At 35.9% G+C, this 18,702-nt stretch carries 10 protein-coding genes; 3 read left to right on the top strand and 7 right to left on the bottom strand.

Annotated features, from left to right (window positions below):
• Positions 1-6: 6 nt before the first annotated feature.
• The 7 genes from L6W14_RS02900 to L6W14_RS02870 all read right to left on the bottom strand — a co-directional run bounded on the left by L6W14_RS02900 (position 7) and on the right by L6W14_RS02870 (position 13,577).
• The gene (locus L6W14_RS02900; protein WP_237899289.1) at positions 7-1,899 is read right to left on the bottom strand and encodes a stalk domain-containing protein; all 1,893 of its coding nucleotides are present in this window, start codon (positions 1,897-1,899) and stop codon (positions 7-9) included.
• Positions 1,900-2,321: 422 nt separating this feature from the next.
• Positions 2,322-4,085: a transglutaminase domain-containing protein gene (locus L6W14_RS02895; RefSeq protein ID WP_237899286.1), complete on the bottom strand. Its 1,764-nt coding sequence runs from the start codon at positions 4,083-4,085 to the stop codon at positions 2,322-2,324.
• 230 nt (positions 4,086-4,315) lie between these two features.
• Positions 4,316-4,687, bottom strand: a complete 372-nt coding sequence (locus L6W14_RS02890; protein ID WP_131520814.1) for a hypothetical protein — start codon at positions 4,685-4,687, stop codon at positions 4,316-4,318.
• A gap of 96 nt (positions 4,688-4,783) precedes the next feature.
• The gene (locus L6W14_RS02885) at positions 4,784-5,137 is read right to left on the bottom strand and encodes a hypothetical protein (RefSeq protein ID WP_131520813.1); all 354 of its coding nucleotides are present in this window, start codon (positions 5,135-5,137) and stop codon (positions 4,784-4,786) included.
• Between the two features lie 175 nt (positions 5,138-5,312).
• Positions 5,313-6,500 carry an Ig-like domain-containing domain gene (locus L6W14_RS02880; protein ID WP_237899284.1) on the bottom strand — a complete coding sequence of 396 codons (1,188 nt, stop codon included), beginning with the start codon at positions 6,498-6,500 and terminating at the stop codon, positions 5,313-5,315.
• 1,305 nt (positions 6,501-7,805) lie between these two features.
• Positions 7,806-10,196 (bottom strand): hypothetical protein, encoded by a 2,391-nt coding sequence (locus L6W14_RS02875; RefSeq protein ID WP_237899283.1) that lies wholly within the window; start codon positions 10,194-10,196, stop codon positions 7,806-7,808.
• An 87-nt stretch (positions 10,197-10,283) separates the two neighbouring features.
• Positions 10,284-13,577, bottom strand: coding sequence for an S-layer homology domain-containing protein (locus tag L6W14_RS02870; RefSeq protein ID WP_227744923.1), 3,294 nt, complete (start codon positions 13,575-13,577; stop codon positions 10,284-10,286).
• Between the two features lie 625 nt (positions 13,578-14,202).
• Here L6W14_RS02870 and L6W14_RS02865 point away from each other — a divergent pair.
• The 3 genes from L6W14_RS02865 to L6W14_RS02855 all read left to right on the top strand — a co-directional run bounded on the left by L6W14_RS02865 (position 14,203) and on the right by L6W14_RS02855 (position 18,689).
• The gene (locus L6W14_RS02865) at positions 14,203-16,053 is read left to right on the top strand and encodes an S-layer homology domain-containing protein (RefSeq protein ID WP_131520810.1); all 1,851 of its coding nucleotides are present in this window, start codon (positions 14,203-14,205) and stop codon (positions 16,051-16,053) included.
• 342 nt (positions 16,054-16,395) lie between these two features.
• A complete protein-coding gene (locus L6W14_RS02860) occupies positions 16,396-17,136 on the top strand; it encodes a WecB/TagA/CpsF family glycosyltransferase (RefSeq protein ID WP_227744922.1) in 741 nt (246 codons plus the stop codon).
• Complete coding sequence (locus L6W14_RS02855; protein ID WP_237899282.1) at positions 17,133-18,689, top strand: putative polysaccharide biosynthesis protein; 1,557 nt, start codon at positions 17,133-17,135, stop codon at positions 18,687-18,689. The genes L6W14_RS02860 and L6W14_RS02855 overlap by 4 nt, the downstream gene beginning before the upstream one ends.
• The last annotated feature ends 13 nt before the right edge of the window (positions 18,690-18,702 follow it).

Below are 18,702 nucleotides of genomic sequence, written 5' to 3'. Positions count from 1 at the left end.
ACTTTTTTATTTTGTTTCTACATAGATTGCTACTGGAAGGTTGACACCACCAGCATGCATTAGCTCTAATTCAATCGTGTCTTTCGAGCCCTTCATCTTAAAATCTGGTAATTCAACATACTCTGCCCCGACTCTTAAAGAAGGCACTAAATACACTTTGCCATTCACCTTAATCGCTCCGCTGTATAAACCTCCTCGACCAGCCAACTTCAGCTTAATCGTTTTTGTAGAGCCTGTTGGATTGACAACAGGAATAGATACTTTATAGTTCATACCGAAGTGACCTGGGTTCCCAACCGCTCCATTGATTTGAGAAAGTGAATTTTCAGCCGTTTGAAGATGGTCTGTACGGCCATTGGAAATGTTATAGCCTACTTCAGGCGAATCTACAGTATAGGCTGGTAGCTCTGCTAGAATTGAAGCACTTGGCCACGCACCTCTTGGGTGTTTCGCATACTCATCAACCGCAACCTGGTCCGAATGGATGGTTGTTAAATCCGTATTATCCTTTGAAAGCACTGTACGTATTGTATATTCTGGCTTTCCACCATTGACTGCTTGAATATCTAAATCATGTAAAAAACCAATAATATAATCATAGTGTAGGTCATATGTTTCAATTAGCTTCGTTTCACCTGGTGCGATAACAATGCCACTACTCTCTGATTTTTTTAGCTTATTATTTAATTCAGCATCAGCAATTGTTAAACCAATATCATGACCTACCCAGCTGTTACCTGTTTTTTGGTTAATGCCTTTCGAATCAGTCACTTTAATGCTCTCTATCATAGACTTGTTTTGAACAGTAATACCAATATTGACATCTGTTCCTAGCGTGTTATAGTGCCAGCCAAAGACACGGTGCTTGTTCATTGCTTTCGTTGGCTTCACGTCGTATTGTGCAAGTGTTACATTATTTATTGGTACAAGCTTGCGTGTTAATGTTTCTGGATTATCACTAATAAATAGATCACGATCCCCTTCTAAACGAGCAGAAGGAATAACCTCTGGCGATGACGTAGTGCCGTATGATTTTTCAAGGAAAGAGCTTGTATACATATAACGATATACATAAATATACATTTCTTTTTTTTCTGTGATATAACGCAAATTCCCGCCTAATGCATCCACTAGAAACTTAGCAGGAACATACATTTTGCCTTTTTGTATAAATGGCTTTTCGATCATTGTCACTGCCTCATTGTTAATCAAAGCCTGATTGCTGTTATCATTGAAAATAAAACTCATACCACCAATTAGCAATTCAAAGGAACCATCAGGTTGCCAAGTGCCAGATGAATCATCTAAATAATCATAAATATAGCTAGCAGGTAGATATGTTCTTCCATCCTTTGTAACAATCGGATCTTTCATGACAATACGTTTGTTATTGATATGTAAGATATATGGGTCTTCCTGCGGTGGTGCTGTTGTTTCATCTGATAATGTAATATCTACCGATTGAGTAGTCTCATCCCAATTAACAACACCATCAAAGTTTTCGCTGACGAAACGTAATGGCATGTAGGTACGATCCTTATACATAAATGGCGCAACATCCATTGCAACCTCTTGACCATCTACTAAAGCCGTATTCGAATCAATCGTTAAATCAACCATCTTACCATTGCGAATCGCCGATGCCGTCAACGTTTCCTTATCCCAATCCACACTTGCACCAACCGCTTCATACAATGCACGCATTGGTAATAATAAGAAATCCGATTTATTTAAAATAGGATCATTGACTTGAATCGTCTCTCCATTAATCGTAATCGAAACATTATTTTTTATCTGAATTCCATTGTTACTAGTAGCTGATGCAGACGCTTGTCCTGGCAAAATCGTAGCCAATGCAACTGCTGATACAATACATGTAGTCTTTAGTTTTCTAAACATCTCAATCTCCTTTTTTCCTCTTAAAATCGTCTCTACCATCTTAACATGAACAAAGCCCAAAATGTGGGATTTTTATCGAATAAAGTAGAATTCGGTACTAGAGTGCTAGCCTTTCTCCTTCAAAAGCTTCATGTAGAACAAATGATATTCTAAAATACCATGAATATTTTCTATAAAACTTATTTTGGTTGCTTTCACACTATTAGTACATCCCTTTAAAGTAGACTTGTCATAGCCGCAAAAAGTTACATAATTATTAATTTCCTTTTAAGAAATTGAACAATTGCGACGTATTGCAGTGTTTGAAATACCATCTTCTGAATACTTCAAACGAATGTAAACTACAAGCTTGTACCATAAAAAATAAGAGCTTCGTGACGCATTTGGCCACGAAACTCTTATTTTCTTCTCTCTTAATTCAATCATTTTTGATAGTTAAATTGTAAATGGATGCCTTTATCTAACGTTTGATTATTTGCGTTTTTCAATTTGGAATTGATGACAAGCGTGTAGGGGATACCTTCTATATAATTGTTAGTTGGCGTCACCGTAATTTTTTTGCCATCTATTCGAACAGAAATATCTATTGGGTCGCCAAACATATCAAGTAATACAATGTGCTTTAAGTTTTCAGGTGTGTTTAACACTTCTTGGCTTAACTGAATTGTCCAAGGCTTCTTTGCATCATTCACCTTCGGCACAGATATCCAAGCTGTTGTATCATTAAAGGTAAGTGACTCCATTTTTTGATACTTCTCTTGTATGAGCTTAATGCGCTGCTGTACTCCATCTGAAAGTCGGGATTGCTCAGATTGCGAGAGATCACCAAATAATGAAACTAATTGCTCTGCCTTCATTTTAAAATTTTTGCTGAGAAATACGATTTGATTCGTCAATTCTGTAACTTGGTTAATTTTCGTATCATCAATAGGATTCTCTTGTAAACTTTCACGATAGATTTCAACATTGTTATTATAAGCTACTAAATCGCTATCCTCACGTGTTATCTTTGTCACTCGTTTGTTTGCAAGCATCGTACTATTTAAGCCATTAGCCTTCATTTTATAGAGATATCCACCATTTGAATAGTTACTAAAATATAACCAATCATTTGCATAAAACAAATGTTGTACACGGGTATCAGATACCTTCTCTTCTTGTAAATTCATATTCCCTAAATCGATCTTATATAATTTTTGATTGTCAGCGCCATTTGGATAATATAAAACTTTATTAATTTGTATTGGGCTTTCTACATTTCTCATTGCCACAAAACGCTCACTTGTTGCACTTGGATAGCCTAAATCATCAATCTGATGGTCTTGGAAAATAGCATTATCCGAGATTAAAAAGTATTTATAGCTAACATAATCAGACATATCTCCCGCACTTGCGGAGAATACTGGATCATTCCAAGTTGTATCTAGATGATACCATTGACCATCTACCTTTACGATATTCCATGCATGTGCCTCACCAGCCCAGCCAGTAACATAGCGTACTTCCATTCCAGCCTCTTGCAATAAACGATAGGCTAGTAGTGCGTATGCCTGACATACCCCTTTCCCTTCATTAAGAATGGCATAGGCTGCATGGGGTGTTGTCGATGAATTATAGGAGTATGTTGAATTTAATACAATATAATCATTGATAGCCTTTACTTTTTCAAAATCAGACATTGATGGATTAATTTCTTTTTGTACAATCCGTCTCACCTCTGACTGAATAAAGGCCTCCTGATCTGCTGTCGTATGATAGTTGAAATTTATACTAATGACAACATTATTAGCAGTACCCTTATAGCCATATTTCCAACTTGCAACTGTTCCATTTAAATAATCATTGTTGCGTAGGTTGTTTTTTATGATGCCATTAATTTGTTCCATAATGATTGAGCTATCGCCTGTGTATTGGATAGACACATTTGTCTGAAATTGATTCATTCCACTCTCAATAAGTGCGCTAAGTTCCTGAACTGTCGAAGCTGTTAAAGTCGGTACACTTTCAGCTAATACTTGTATATCGCTATAAGCATTCACGCCATTCATGTCGGGGTTCGCGATTACTTCACTTTCTTCATTAACCCAATCCTGATTTTCCGCAAGACTCTCTATTGGATGAACAACTGATACTGCTACGATTGGGACAGTCATAAAGGCAGACAGTGCTAATTTTCGTTTGTTCAATGGAAGATCCTCCCTTAATTTATAAAACTAAATTTTCTGAATTTATTAAATGATTAATCTATCTATTAATACTTTTATTATCGGTAAATCGATTAAGTAATTAAAATGATTCACCAGCTTATTTAATCAACGGTGTATGAGAAGTAATATTAAGGTACTCATAACAAACTACTAAAAGGGCGGCGATTTAAATACGCACACCCTTCATTGACTTTACACTATTCTGCCAATTAATCTAACTCTACACTCGTGATTTCTTTTCCATCACGGATAATGGTAATAACTACTGAGAGATTGGGATATTCTTTTTTCATTTGTTCCGCATATTTTTCTGCAAGATGTTTTGCCTCGTCGTCTTTTACTTCTTTCCCTACAACAAATTTCCCACCTGCAATATCTAATTTTTCCATAATAAATAGTTGATGCTCTATAATCGCCTTTTCATTTTCCACTTGCGATTCAAGTGTTTCATTTTTAGTAGTTTCTAATTGCTCTAGAAATTCTTCAGCTTCCTTTTCCTGCTTCTGTGGTGTTTTATCATCTGTACATCCTGTTGTTAATAGGAATACCATCATGAGGGCACTCATCCATTTCAATTTCACTTTTAAAACTTCCTATCTCTATATGGTCTACATCAATTCATTTCACCAAGATGAAATAACCAGTTGAAGATTTTCTCCTCAACTGGTCTCAAATTATTACTCAATTGATTCTACTTTAAATTCTGAGGTCTGCCCTCCCCCAATTATGTTTAAATATTCGGCTACAGTAATTTTAGAACTTTCTAACTGCTTATCATTCATTGTAAAAATATTTTTGGCTTCAACAAGTTGTTTTCCTAAAGAAACGTAAACCCCATTCTTCATAAGTAACTTAGCTTTATCAGCAGTCTTTAACTTTTTAAAGTCTGCAAATTTAATATGATACTTCCCATCAACGTAAATACCAACCTCTAACGTATCACTTGCAGCAGAAGCGGTATTACTAGTAGGTAAAAGAATCGTAGTAAGCATGAAAATCGCTAAAAATAGTACACCTATATTTTTCTTCATACGTATCCTCCTGCTAATTTATTTCTTACTGATATTGTATATTTTAAACGATATTCTCTCTCTCCACAAGAACAGTATTGGCTAAATAATGAAATTACATTAATTTATGGTTGGTATATTAGTGTAAAAAATATACCATTTCAAAATGGAATGATTGAGAGATTAACAAGCAACCTTATTCTTCTACTTTAATCGTAAAGTAATGGTAGACGTAAGGGTCCCAATAGTAAGATACACTTATACTTTGCTCTCCTGCCTTATTACCAGTGATATTGCCCATTTCATCGATAGAAATGATATTTTTCTTAGCGTAATCGGAATAGGTATAACTTAAGCCAATTTCGGAATACGTTAAATTGGAATCTATTGGAATGTCAAAGGCAAATTGAACTTGTTCACCCTTTTTTATCTTGATAACTTTGTTGGTATCTTCATATGCGATATATTTACCTGTAGTTGGATCAATCACATAAACTTTCTTTATGGGCTGATTCGTTACAAAGTTGTAATCATCATTTTTAGGATACCAATGAAAATCCCTGGAGGTATTGGTAGTATCATAACCATCACCATAAAAATTTTTCCAACTTAGAAAAGGTACACTCCAATAGCCAACTTGTAAGTTAGGATATTTATAACCACCCTGATAATAGCCACCCTCGATGGCTGCATTTGGAAAAACAGCCATCGCAATTGTCGCAACTTCTCGTTGGAAGTCTCGCAACTGCTTCTTCACCAAGGTAGCTTCTTCATTAGTGATCGGTCTACCATACTCCAAAGCTTCTAGCTCATCATCATCATAATGCAAGGTATAAGGTGAACCACCTTGCCAACTCGTAACAATCCTTAATTTACTGTTCGGTGATCCTGATGATGTAAATTTCATTCCCCATTTTCCTACCGCAGTATCGAGCACTGAATAATGAGCATTTAGATAATTAGACAATTCTTCAGCTGTATGTATATTACTTATATCACCTATGGTTGGATTGTCGACCGTTTTAAATTTTAGGACGGTAGGTTTATTCAGACTATTTCCGTTCTTGTCTTTTAGATTCTGTGTGAGATGCAATTGATATTCAGTGGAATAGGCATATCCACTGGTACTAGATATCTTCACTTGATTTTTAGGTGGATTCATTTCATTTCCGAAAAAAGTACTGATTTTATTCCCGTAACGATCCGTTACATAAATGTTTTCGTTGTTGACTGTCGAAAAATCAACCTCTTGATTAAACGTAATGGTCCACACTTTATCTAATGGAACATTCTCTTTTATAAAGGTCGGTTCACTTGCAAAAATAGTATGTGGATTTATTACAAAGAATAAGAACAAGCAACTTAATAACACTAATTTCCTCAAAAACTCACCTCATTGATCATTTCAATTTGACAACATTATATGTAATTTTTACATAATTATAATTAAAATACAATCGGTTCCATGTAATATATAGTAAATTAAATCACTATTATACTTTTCAATCTAGCAATTTAGAGATGAGTAATTGAAAGAATTTTATATATTATATAGAAGAAACTTATAAGTGATATCGTTTATTGTCTATCCACAATCTCTCCTTTTTCAATGGACTTCCTTCAATTTATACACTTATTGAATGTTTAGACATTAAGGGTTACTCCTTGATTGAATGTTAAACCACATCATATTTAAAACCCCATTTGACTACCATCAGTAAGTCATTTAAGTTAATTCAATGCTTATTATTCAATAACATCCTAAACATCCTATCAGTCTTCCTTCTTTTGCTCAGACCTTAAAGTCTATCACTATGTTATTAGACCCTTCAATACTCCAATTTATTCTTTCGCTGATTTTGCAGCGTTTTATCTGTTGATTTAATGTATGAAGCTTCTTCATGCTTAGCATAGAAAAAAACAAACTACCAAGCTAAGAGAAATATCTCCTCGTTCAATATGATTCCACTCAAATCCACAAAATAAATCATTCACAATAAATTCACCATAGCTGACAATCTATTAGTGACTCTTTCTTATTTTCCAAAAACCAAAACAAAGAAAAAAACCAACTAACTTTTAGTAAAAGTAGTGGTTATAACATCCATTAATTAACGGATTATAGTGTATCGCAAGTAAATTTAGACATTGAGATACCTTATAAATTTAATAAAATTATAATACATTTATTCTTAATAAAATGTTGCAGTTTTATAAAAGGTCATTTAAGCTAAATCAAAAACTAAAATCAAAAAAGCACCATTTAATTCCTTGGATAATCAATATACTTTATTTATTGTGAAATAACATTTTAATAATGATTCCAATATATGAAATTTTATCCTAATAGACCAACAATTAAGCAGTTACAACTCTAAAAAATTATATTAAAATAAGCATAAAGAATTCGGATGATTTAATAAACGTAAATATTATTCTAGAAACACTTTGAAGAAGAACCATTTTTGTATCTCCTATTTAAAGTTTTTATTACTAGTTATGTAAGTCAGATTAGAGTATCAATAAAAATAAAAAAGTACAACCACCATAAATGGTAGTTGTACTCAATCAAAAAAATTATAAATTGCCTAATAATCTAGTTATTAAGACGGAAAGTCTAACAAAGATTTCTCCCCAATAAACTTTTTAATTTAATTCCTCTGGTTAGGAACTTATATTGAATTAAATCTTATTTCACAGTAATTTCTGTATCTTTTACAAGTTTGTTAGTAGCTTTGTCTTCAGTTGCATTTCCTACAACTTTAACTTTGATACTATCAATAACAGAAGAAGTTGCATATTTGAATGTTGAAGTTACATCTGAATTTGCAATTTCGATATTACCATTAGTTAATACAACTTCAGTTAATCCTGATGATGCATTATCATATTTAATAAGATCAGCTAAATTAATGATATATTTACCTGAATCTGAACCAGTTCCAGTCGTTATAGTAAGACCATCTGTTGTATTGTCTACTACAGTCCCATTAATGCTGATTTCAAGATCATCAATATCTGGATTACCATTTAATGCTTCTGAGAATGTAACAATTAAGTTATTATCTGTAGTTAATGTGACACCCGTTAATTCTGGTGCTACATTATCAACAATTGAAATTGTACCAGTATATTTCTCAAGGTTTTTCTTACCGTCTTTTGAAGCAATATTATCAGCAACAAAGATTGCTGCTGTATCTGAATCTTTAATTGTTCCTTCAGGTAATGTAATTGTTGCTGTTGTTTGTGTACTATCAAGTGTAATTGTTGTGCCAGCTGGTAACGCTTGACCGTTTAACTTGTATGCGCTAAGAAGAGTAGCTGAACCTGCACCTGTTCCACCTTTTACAGCTTCATCAAATGCAACAGTGATTACATTTGATGTTGCTGATGCTGTATTAACTTTAAACGTTTCTTCTTGTTTTTCAGCACCAAAATCTAATGTAAAGGCATGCGCTTTGTTAGCATTAGTTGATAATGATTTATCAGCAACTTTTCCAGCTGCTACTTCAAGACTATATTTACCTGAAAGTGCTATTGGAGTTGTTAGTGTAAATGTAATTGTATTATCTTTTACAGTGAATGTTCCTGCTGGTAGTGATCCACCTAATGCGTCCGCTAAATCACCTGATACACTGTTTTCAACATTTACAGATTTATCAGATAGTAAATCTGTAAGGGCTGCTGATGTAGTTAAAGTTACATCTTCATCAAATGTAAATACTAGTTCTTTAACTTTTCCATCAGCTGCTGTACGATATTTAGCATCTGTAATTTTTGGTGCTACTTCATCTTTACTTACTTTTACATTTTTAAGAACTTGTGCGATTTTATTTCCTTGTGGATCACTAATTACTTTATCTAAAACTTTTACTGTTAAGTCAGCTGATTTGGCAGATCCAGTGAATGGGTTTCCAATAGTAACTTCCCACTTTGTACCGTTAGAACCAGCTACTTCAGAGAACTTTTCAGTTCCTAATAATGCAGTTTGATCAGCTAAATTTGCATCATATAAGTTAATATAAGTTGATGCATTAGCAGTTGTATCAATAGCAACTTTCTTAGAGAAAGTAAATACTAATGCAGTATCACTTTTTGCCTCTACTGCTGTTACTACAGGAGTTACTTTATCTACAACAGGTTTGAAAGTTTGCTTAATGTAATCTGTAACGTTAGCTTTTGTTGCTTGATCCTCTAAAGTTACTAATTCTAATGTATGTTCTTTAGAAGAGTCTAAATTTAAACCAGTAAGCGTTAGTTCCGTGTCACCAGCATTTAAAGTATAATTAGTACCTGATACTAGCGCCACACCATTTAACTTAATTGCGCCTACAGATGCCACAGGTTCTGAGAATGTTAATGTAGCTGTAGTTGCTTGGTCCCCACCTGTAACTGACTCAACTTTTGTTACTGTTGGTTTTACAGTATCTTTATATGTTAAAGTATTTGCATAACGTTCAGTTTTTACGTTATCATTTGCTTTTGTAGTGATTGGCTCTACTACAACTGCTAAGTTTTCACCTTCAACAGATGCTGCAAATGTAAGAGTTGCTTTTTTGCCATCTTCAGAAAGTTTTACATCAGTCGGGTTGTTACTACCAATGCTAAATTTAGATAAGTTAGTTGTATTACTTGGCGTTGCACCTTCAGCATCGCTAGCAACAACTGCTGTGTTAAAATTAATTTCAACAGTAGTTGGATTAATCGCACTTACTGATGATACTTTGAAATCAGCAGTTTGATCCCCTCCACCAATTGGTTTACCTGAAACTAATTTGTTATCATTAGCTGCATTATAAGCATCAACAGTAACTGCAGAAGCATCTAATTGTGTATCATTTAGGCTAAGTACGTTAGCACCAGTGTAAACTTTACCAGCCACAACGATTACAGCACCTTCAGATGTTAAAGCTGCTGCTTTAGCTGAGCCTGAAAGTTTTTTGAAAGCGTCAAGTGAGTAGAAGTTTGTAGTTGTATAAACACCGTTTTCTACAGTGTTTTCTGCTGCAAATGCTGCAACTGGCGTTAATGCCGAGATAGCTAATGCTGCAGCTGTTACCGCTTTAAATCCTTTTTTCATTACTATGTCCTCCTATAATTAGGCAATTTTTATTAAAAATAAAGATATAAACCTAAAATGGTTTATATCTTTATTCAATTATGATAATTAAGGTTGTACTTTTACTGTAACAGCTTTGTCAGCAGTAGCTTTGCCACCAACTTGAGCTTTAACTGATTTAACAGTACCAGTTGATACTGGTAATGCATCAGTGAATGCACCGTTTGTTACTGTTACTGTACGAGCTGGAACAGTAGTACCATCTTCTAATGTGTAAACAAGTTCCACAGAAGTGATAGCAGTGTCAGCTACAGTACCTGCTACAGCGTACTCAGAGTAGATACCTAATGCAGCAGCAACTGAGTTAGCAGCTTTTGCTTCGAATGAAGTAATTACTACTGATGTTAATTCACCTGTTTGTACAGTTAAGTTAGCACGTGCAGTGTTTAAAGCATCTTTAGCAGCAAGTTTTTGTGCATCAGTTGAAGCACTGTTGCTAGCGATTGCTTTAGCATTAGTTAATGCAGCTTGGAATGCATCCCAAGAAGCTTGAGTGTATCCAGTGTTTGTTACAGCGTCAGCAGCTTGGATAGCTTTTGCTAATTCTGAAGTTGCTGTAGCACCAGTTTCAACTGGTTTGTTACCTGTTGCAGCAATGCTGTAGATGTAGAATGTAGTTACGCCGTCTTTTACTTCATAAGTAACTTGAACAGTACCAGTAGCGTTTTCTAATGCTTTTACGAAGTCATCAGCAGTTGCGATTGGTGTGTTGTTAAGACCGCGGTAGTATACTTTCTCACCAACATAAGATACTGAATCTTTACCAACAAATTTAAGAGTTTGTTTGATAGAATCAAATGATTCTACTACACCAGTGTAAAGTGCAGGAACAACTGTTGAATTTGTGAATGAAACAGAAGCAGTTTGAGTTGGTAGGATGTTGCTAGCACCTGTTACGTTTACACTTACTGTATCAGCAGTGTCAGATGTAACACGTACAATTGCTTTACCATATGCATCTGATTTCACTTGGTAAGTTTTAGTGTTACCTAAGTTTTGAGATGGGTTTAATACTGTACCAGCAGCATTTGTTACTTTTGCATTACCGAATGTAGAAGTTACATCGAATGCTAAAGCATATTCGTAAACAGTGTTACCTGGGTTAGTGATAACTTCTTGTACCCATACGATTGTACCATCTGGTTGAGTAACTGGTTTCCAAACGATTTGAGTTGTTTGACCAGTTGAGTTGTAACCATTTGGACGGTAGTCGAATCCGTTTTGATCTACAGATTGGTAAGTGAAGATTGCATCTTTACCAGCAGTTGTAGATGTAATTGTACGGCCATACTCATCAGTAACTTTTAATGTTGCGTTTGTTACTTCTGGAGCTTTGAAGTAAGTTACTTCAGCTACAGCTTGAACGTCAGCTTTGTCAAGCTCTACAGGAGCAGTTTTACCAGCTGTGTTTAAGAATACTGTTGGTTTTGCGAAAGCAGTAGAACCTTTACCAGCTACGCGGAATTGAGCTTTACCTTCTTTACCTACAGTTACTTTGTAAACTGTACCAGCTGTTACTTTAACAAAGTTTTCTTTAGCTGTTGAGAAGTAAACTGCATCAGTAGTGATAGAAGAAAGGTTTTCTTTATCAAATGTTACATAAGCAGCTGTACCTTCTGGAGCTAATTTACCGTCTTTGTCAGTTACAGTAACAGTATAGTTACGTCCACCAACAGAGTTTTGGTCATAAGCTACTGGTGTATTTAAGAATTCTGCAGAATCTGCTTTACCTTCAGCAGCAACAGTAATCGCTAATTTATCGATTTTTGAGAATTTAACTGCTGGTGCTTCAGCTTGTAATGCAAGCTTAGAGTAAGAGAAATCAGTTGCAGTTTTGTTTACTGATGATGGTAAGTAAACGATTGGTGTTGCAGTTAAGTCAGAACCGTAAACAGTAAATGTTGCTTCACCGTTAGCGTTTGTTTGAACTTTTGCAAATTTCTCAGAACCAGTTGTTAATTCGTAAGGAATTACAAAGTTGTTTGAGTTTGCATGATCTTGTACATAAAGGTTTGTGATTTTATCTGGGTTTACATCAATGTTTTCTTTAACTGCTACATAGTAAGTTGTGTTTTTAGCGCCAACTACTTTGTATGATTTTTTAGTATTGTTAGCTAATTCATTACCAGTTGTGATTTCAGAAACTGCTAATTGAATTTTGTTAGCCCAGTATACTTTACCAGTAGAAGAAACTGAAGATTTGCTAGTAGCGTAAGCTGCTACGTTATCGTTGTGCTCGTAGTAACGAGTGTAAGAGTAAGTAGCTACACCATTTTCATCAGTTAAAGCTTCAACTTCGATTTTAGCGTTAACGTTAGCGTTATCGCTTACGATGTTGAATGTTACTGGGATACCAGCTTTAGATTGACCGTCAGCTACAGTAACTTGAGCTTTAAGAGTTACTTCTTTACCAATAACTCCTTGTACTGATGCAGTTGTTACATCGATTTTCGTAGGGATTACAGCTGCAATACCTTTGAATTTACCGATTTCTTCATCTTTGTAAGATAAAACGTAGTCTTTATCAGCAGTTTGAGCTTCAGTAGTTAAAACAACAACTTTTTTGTTTGTTTGTTTAACAGAAGCGTTTTTAACTTCTAAACCATCAATTTTGAAGTTTGAAGCTTTTACGTCATCAACATTCACTTCTTCGTCGAATGTTACTTCAACAGTTGTGTTGTTGATAGCTTTGATTGAAGCGTCAACTGTTTCAACAGCTAGATCAAGCGTACGAGCGAATACTACTGCGAAGTCTTGACGAGTGATTGATGCGTTAGGGTTAAGGTTTAATTTACCGTTTGTTTCAGAACCAGTGAAGATTCCGTTAGCTACAGCTGTTTCTAGGTAAGATTTAGCCCATGGTTTTACTGAAGAAGCATCAGCGAATTGGCTTAGGCTTTCGCTACCTTCTAAACCGAAAGCGTCAACTAGGATTTTAGCTGCTTCTGAACGAGTTAATGATTTGTTAGGTGCGAATTCAGTTGCACTAACACCTTCAAAAATTCCGTTTGATACAGCTGCTGCGATTGCATCGTAGTACCAAGCGCCAGTTTTAACGTCTTTGAAATCTACAGATCCATCAGCTTCTAATTCTAATGCTTTTGTGAAGATTGTTGCAGCTTCTGCACGAGAAATAGTTTTTAGTGGGTTAAAGTTTCCGTTAGCATCACCTTCGATTACGCCGTTGTCAACTAGTGATTGAACCGCTTCTTTCGCGTAACCTGAGATTTTGTTGTAGTCATTTAATTGAGCAGCAGATGCTACAGGAACGATTGCTGATGCAACTAATGCAGCTGTTGCTGATGCCGCGAAAAACTTACGGCCTTTGTTTTGCTTTGCCATTAATGTATTCCTCCCTAAAATTCCTTAAATTGATATTAATCCAACGAAAACTATAGTACCGCCTTATTAGTTACCTAAATGTATGTATTATAGCTTTCTTGAATAATACAAAACTAAAGCAAATTTGTTAGTAAATTTACTAGAAAAAGAGTAGTAGAATACCATTCTAGTAAGTTTATTCACTTTCTACAATAATATAACACTAACTTTTCCTAAATTCAAGCACTGGGACATAAATTTAGTTATGAAAGCTTATTTTACCATACCTATTATGGTATATAATAGATACCAATAAGCTACCATCTATTTATTGTCTAAAATGTATTGGTAACATATAGTTCCGTTACCTATTATACCTTACTCTCAATAATAACCAAGCATTTTCTGGAATGGTTACTAAATTGTCAAAAATTAAAGACTCCCGTAATATTTTAGTTATAATTGTAAAGAAACAGAAATATAGAAGGCGTTTCTTAGCGAATTCTGTCTCTTCCTCACCAACTTTATGAGTTTCTTCTTTATTAAGTAAATAATGTCCCCATGTTGTAATAATAGATTGCCACTTTTTATGCTACACTTTTGATAGTTTGATAGAACATATCAGCTATGGAAGGGAGCTTAAAAAATGAAACGTAAATTTCCTCTTTACGGGGCCGTGCTAGCAGGCATGTTATATCTTGCGCCAACTTCTGCTTCAGCAGAAGATATTTCGAAGCACTGGGCCTACCATGAAATGAACTATCTTATTACCAACGATTTAATGAAGGGTGACGAATTCGGCCATTATCGTCCGAATGATGCTGTCACTCGTGCTGAATTTGCAGCCTTTCTTGTTAGAACACTGAACTTGCCAGCAGCTTCTAGTCAGGCAACCTTTACAGATGTAAAAAAAGGTGACTGGTATTATGGGGTAGTTGAACAAGCAAGCTATCACGGGCTAATTAAAGGTGACGAGCAAGGCAAGTTCCATCCGAATAACCACATTAATCGTCAGGAAATGGCGGCTATGTTAAAAAGAGCTCTTACTTATCAAAACATCAATACTTCTTCCTCCCCTATTGCTTTTAGTGATAATGCGCGTATTGCCAAATGGGCCTATGCAGATGTACAAGCTGTCGTCACAACAGGACTACTTGTTGGGAAGCCAAATAATCAATTTGCACCTCTTGCTCAAACAACTCGCGCTGAGGCAGCTACCGTGCTCTATCGTTTAATCCATTTAGAGGCGCCTGGGACAGGTGGTAAGCAATATATGACGACGAATTACTCACATGATTACTCCTCTGTAGTGAGTAAACAAACAATGAATAATCCAAAGGTCGATGGTGCGGGCAATTTCACGGCTAGCGAGGCACTAGTGTCATACTATGTACACCCAAAAAGCTTTATGCAGGATAGCCCATCTTATTATCAATTCCTAAAATTATCTACTGTCGTCAATAATCTGAGTGCTAAAGAGCTAAATGATAAAGTACTTGCCAATAAAGGAAGCTTAGCAGGTACAGCGGATGCCTTCATTCAAGCTGGTGTAGACAATAAGATCAATGCTATTTATTTAGTCTCCCATGCCTTACATGAAACAGCGAATGGTGGTTCTGCACTAATTAAAGGGATCGAGGTTGGCTTAGATACAAATGGCAAGCCGATGGTAGCAACACCAGAAAATCGTGATAAATTAACTGCTATTAAGACAACCTACAATGCTTACGGTATTGGCGCTATTGATGCAGATGCTAATAAGTATGGTGCGGAGCGCGCTTATACAAATGGCTGGTTTACTGTTCAGGATGCCATTATCGGAGGTGCCCAATTTGTCAAGGATCAGTATATTAGCAGGGGTCAGGATACGCTCTATAAAATGCGTTGGAATCCTGATAATCCGACAGTTCACCAGTATGCAACACATGTGATGTGGGCTGTCATTCAAGCGAAAAAGATCTATGATATTTATGAATTAATTGGTGCTCATACGACAACAAATCTAGTGTTTGATGTGCCTGCCTATCAAAGCCAATCTTCCGCTCCTTCATTACCGAGTCCATCGAAGCAATACGCATTGGATTTAGGGTTAGCTGGAGCAACTGGGAAGACGACGATTAATCTCAATATGAGAACGTATCCGAATACAGCAGATAATGCTTCGATTATGACGAATTTGCCAAAGGATACCTCCTTTAAAGTTCTTGGTGAAAATGGTGGTTGGTTGAAAGTAAGTGTCAATGGACAAGAGGGCTGGGTGATTGATGATTATGTAAGTCTTGAAAATGGCTTACAAATTGTTAATATGAATATTACACTTAATGTTCGAAGCGAACCATCTACGACAAGTGCTATTTTAGGTACTGTTAAACCAAATGGCTTTATTATCGGGGCTGTAGACGATAAAGGTGAATTCATAAAAAATGGTGCCTGGTATCAGGTGCTTTACAACGGAAAAACAGGCTGGGTACATGGCGATTATATTGTAAAAAAATGATTTTAATAGGATGCGCAAAAGAAGAGTGCGATGATGATTCGCACTCTTTTTGTTCATCTCTTTTTATCACCGAGATGAAAGCGCTATATAATAGAAGAAACTCGAAATTTTAGGATATAATTTTCAAACTATCCCCCTAAAATTTAGTAAATTCTACGTCGAAATAGTGTCCTAAAAAAGCTTAATAGGACAATTGCTATACCATGTAAAAATCGTTACTGAACAGAGCTATACTTTAGGTAATCATCGTTAAACCCATTATCGAAAATTTCCTGTCAATATTGCTTTTGTGGTATGATAGATTGCAGTGAAAATGGAATTACAGAAAGGTTTGAACACTATATGAGGCATGTAACGATTATGGGCGTACCCTTTTTACATATTGGTCAGCAAGGGTTTGTTGATTTACTCGTTAATCGTATTGAACAGCAAGAAAAAACTTTCGTTGTGACAGCCAATCCTGAAGTTGTCATGCAGGCAAATGAAAATCCAGCTGTCATGAATTACTTAAAGCAGGCAACTTACATTTGTGCAGATGGCATTGGTGTCGTTAAGGCTGCACAAATCCTTGGTGATTCACTTCCTGAGCGTGTAACTGGCTATGATACGATGGTACGTCTGTTGGAAGTTGGTCAGCAAAAGCACTTTAAAATCTATTTATTAGGTGCGCAAAAGGAAACTATCGAAAAGACGGTTGCCAATATTCATAAGAACTATCCAAACGTTGATGTTGTTGGCTATCATGATGGCTACTTCGACTGGCATAATAATGATTTTGCAAATGAAATTGCAACTTTACAGCCTGATCTTGTATTTGTGGCATTAGGTGTACCAAGACAGGAAAAATGGATAACCGAAAACCTTGAAAAATTTTCAAAGGGTGTATTTATCGGCGTAGGTGGCTCCTTCGATGTCATCGCTGGTACTGTAAAACGTGCACCAGTACTTTGGCAAAAGTTAAATCTTGAATGGCTCTATCGACTGTTACGCCAGCCAAGTCGATTTGGCAGAATGCTTGTACTCCCTCGCTTTGCTTTAAAAGTATTTGCATTAAAGCTTAAAGGTCAGGGCAAAACAAAATGAGTCAGTCAACATTTGTTAAAAGCACACTTATCCTAACGATTGCCACTTTACTTTCAAAAGTAATCGGTAGTATCTTCCGTATACCACTTCAAAATATTGCTGGTGATGAAGTACTTGGTATTTTTAGTCTTGTCTATCCTGTTTATATGGTAGCACTATATTTATCCGTTGCGGGTATCCCTATCGCTATTTCTAAGCTGATTGCGGAAGCTAGGACGAGTCATGATACTGCCAAAATTAAGAAAATTTATGTGACTGCAAGAATCCTTGCATTATCCTTTGGCGTCATTAGTTTTACAATCATTTACGGCTTTTCAGAGCAGATAGCGAATGCACTTGGTGGGCCCTCAACAGAGATTGCCTTAATTATTGTTGCCCTTACATTACTGGTAGCTCCTTATATGGCTGTCTATCGTGGATTTTTCCAAGGCTTTGGGGATATGCGCCCTACTGCCATCTCTCAAGTGATTGAGCAGTTAGTACGTGTTGCGTTAATTTTAATTGTAGCGTATTTCCTCGTAGCAATGGATTATTCAAATGATATCGTAGCTGGTGGAATTATGGCAGGCTCTGTATTAGGAGCCCTCGGATCACTTTTCTATTTACTCTTTAAATATTTCCGTTCTTCTGTAAAAGTGACGAGTAAGGAGAAATATTCTGGTAAAGATTTCTCTCAATACAGTAAAACCATTTTAAAAATTTCGATTCCCATTGCGATCGGTTCTGTGACAATGGCACTCTTTAACTTTGTTGATTCCTTTACGGTTACATATGGCTTAAGAAGTGCTGGTGCAGATGCGAGTGAAATTAGCTACCTTTATGGTATTTATGGTCGAGGACTAACATTAGTTCAAATTACGACTGTTTTTGCTTCTTCAATTATCTTGCCGCTTGTGCCGTTGATTACAACGAAGCTAGCTGAGCGTAAATTGGATGAAACACGCACTATTATTGAGCAAACTCATCGTATGACACACCTTATTTCATGGCCAGCTGCGATTGGGCTACTAGCCTTAACCTTGCCTTTAAATCTAGCTCTTTTTAAAGACTTAGAGGGAAGCTTAATGTTAGCCATCATCAATCTAAGCTCTGTCTTTACATCACTGACCTTGCTTGGAACAGGTATTCTACAGGGTATGAATGCTGCCAAAACAGGGGCTCTCATTATTTTGAGCGGTGTTGTCCTTAAGGTGTTTTCTAACATCTTCCTTATTCAAGCATTTGGTTTAGATGGTGCTGCCTATGCAACCTTACTAGTGTATTTTGTGTTATTTATTGTGAATTCTGTCTTCATTTATCGTACGATTCGCTTTACTGTCCTTGGAAAGGATACGGTGAAAATGATTGTGTCTTCCATTGTAATGGGAGCAGCAGTTGGATTACCAACACTTTGGCTTGACTTTACACATTGGTCAAGAATGTCGGCAATGGGCTATCTTACTGTCGCAATCGTAGTTGGTGGCGCTCTTTACTTCCTTCTACTATGGCTGATGAAAGCTATTCATAAACAAGATTTAAAGAAAATCCCTGTTATCGGAAAAAGATTTTCATAAATAAGAGAGGTAG

Origin of the sequence: Lysinibacillus sp. ACHW1.5 (genome assembly GCF_022014815.1) — a bacterium.
GTDB classification, from domain to species: Bacteria; Bacillota; Bacilli; order Bacillales_A; family Planococcaceae; genus Lysinibacillus; species Lysinibacillus capsici.
Note: the sequence above shows the minus strand (reverse complement) of the source record. Positions and strands in the feature narration are given on the sequence as shown.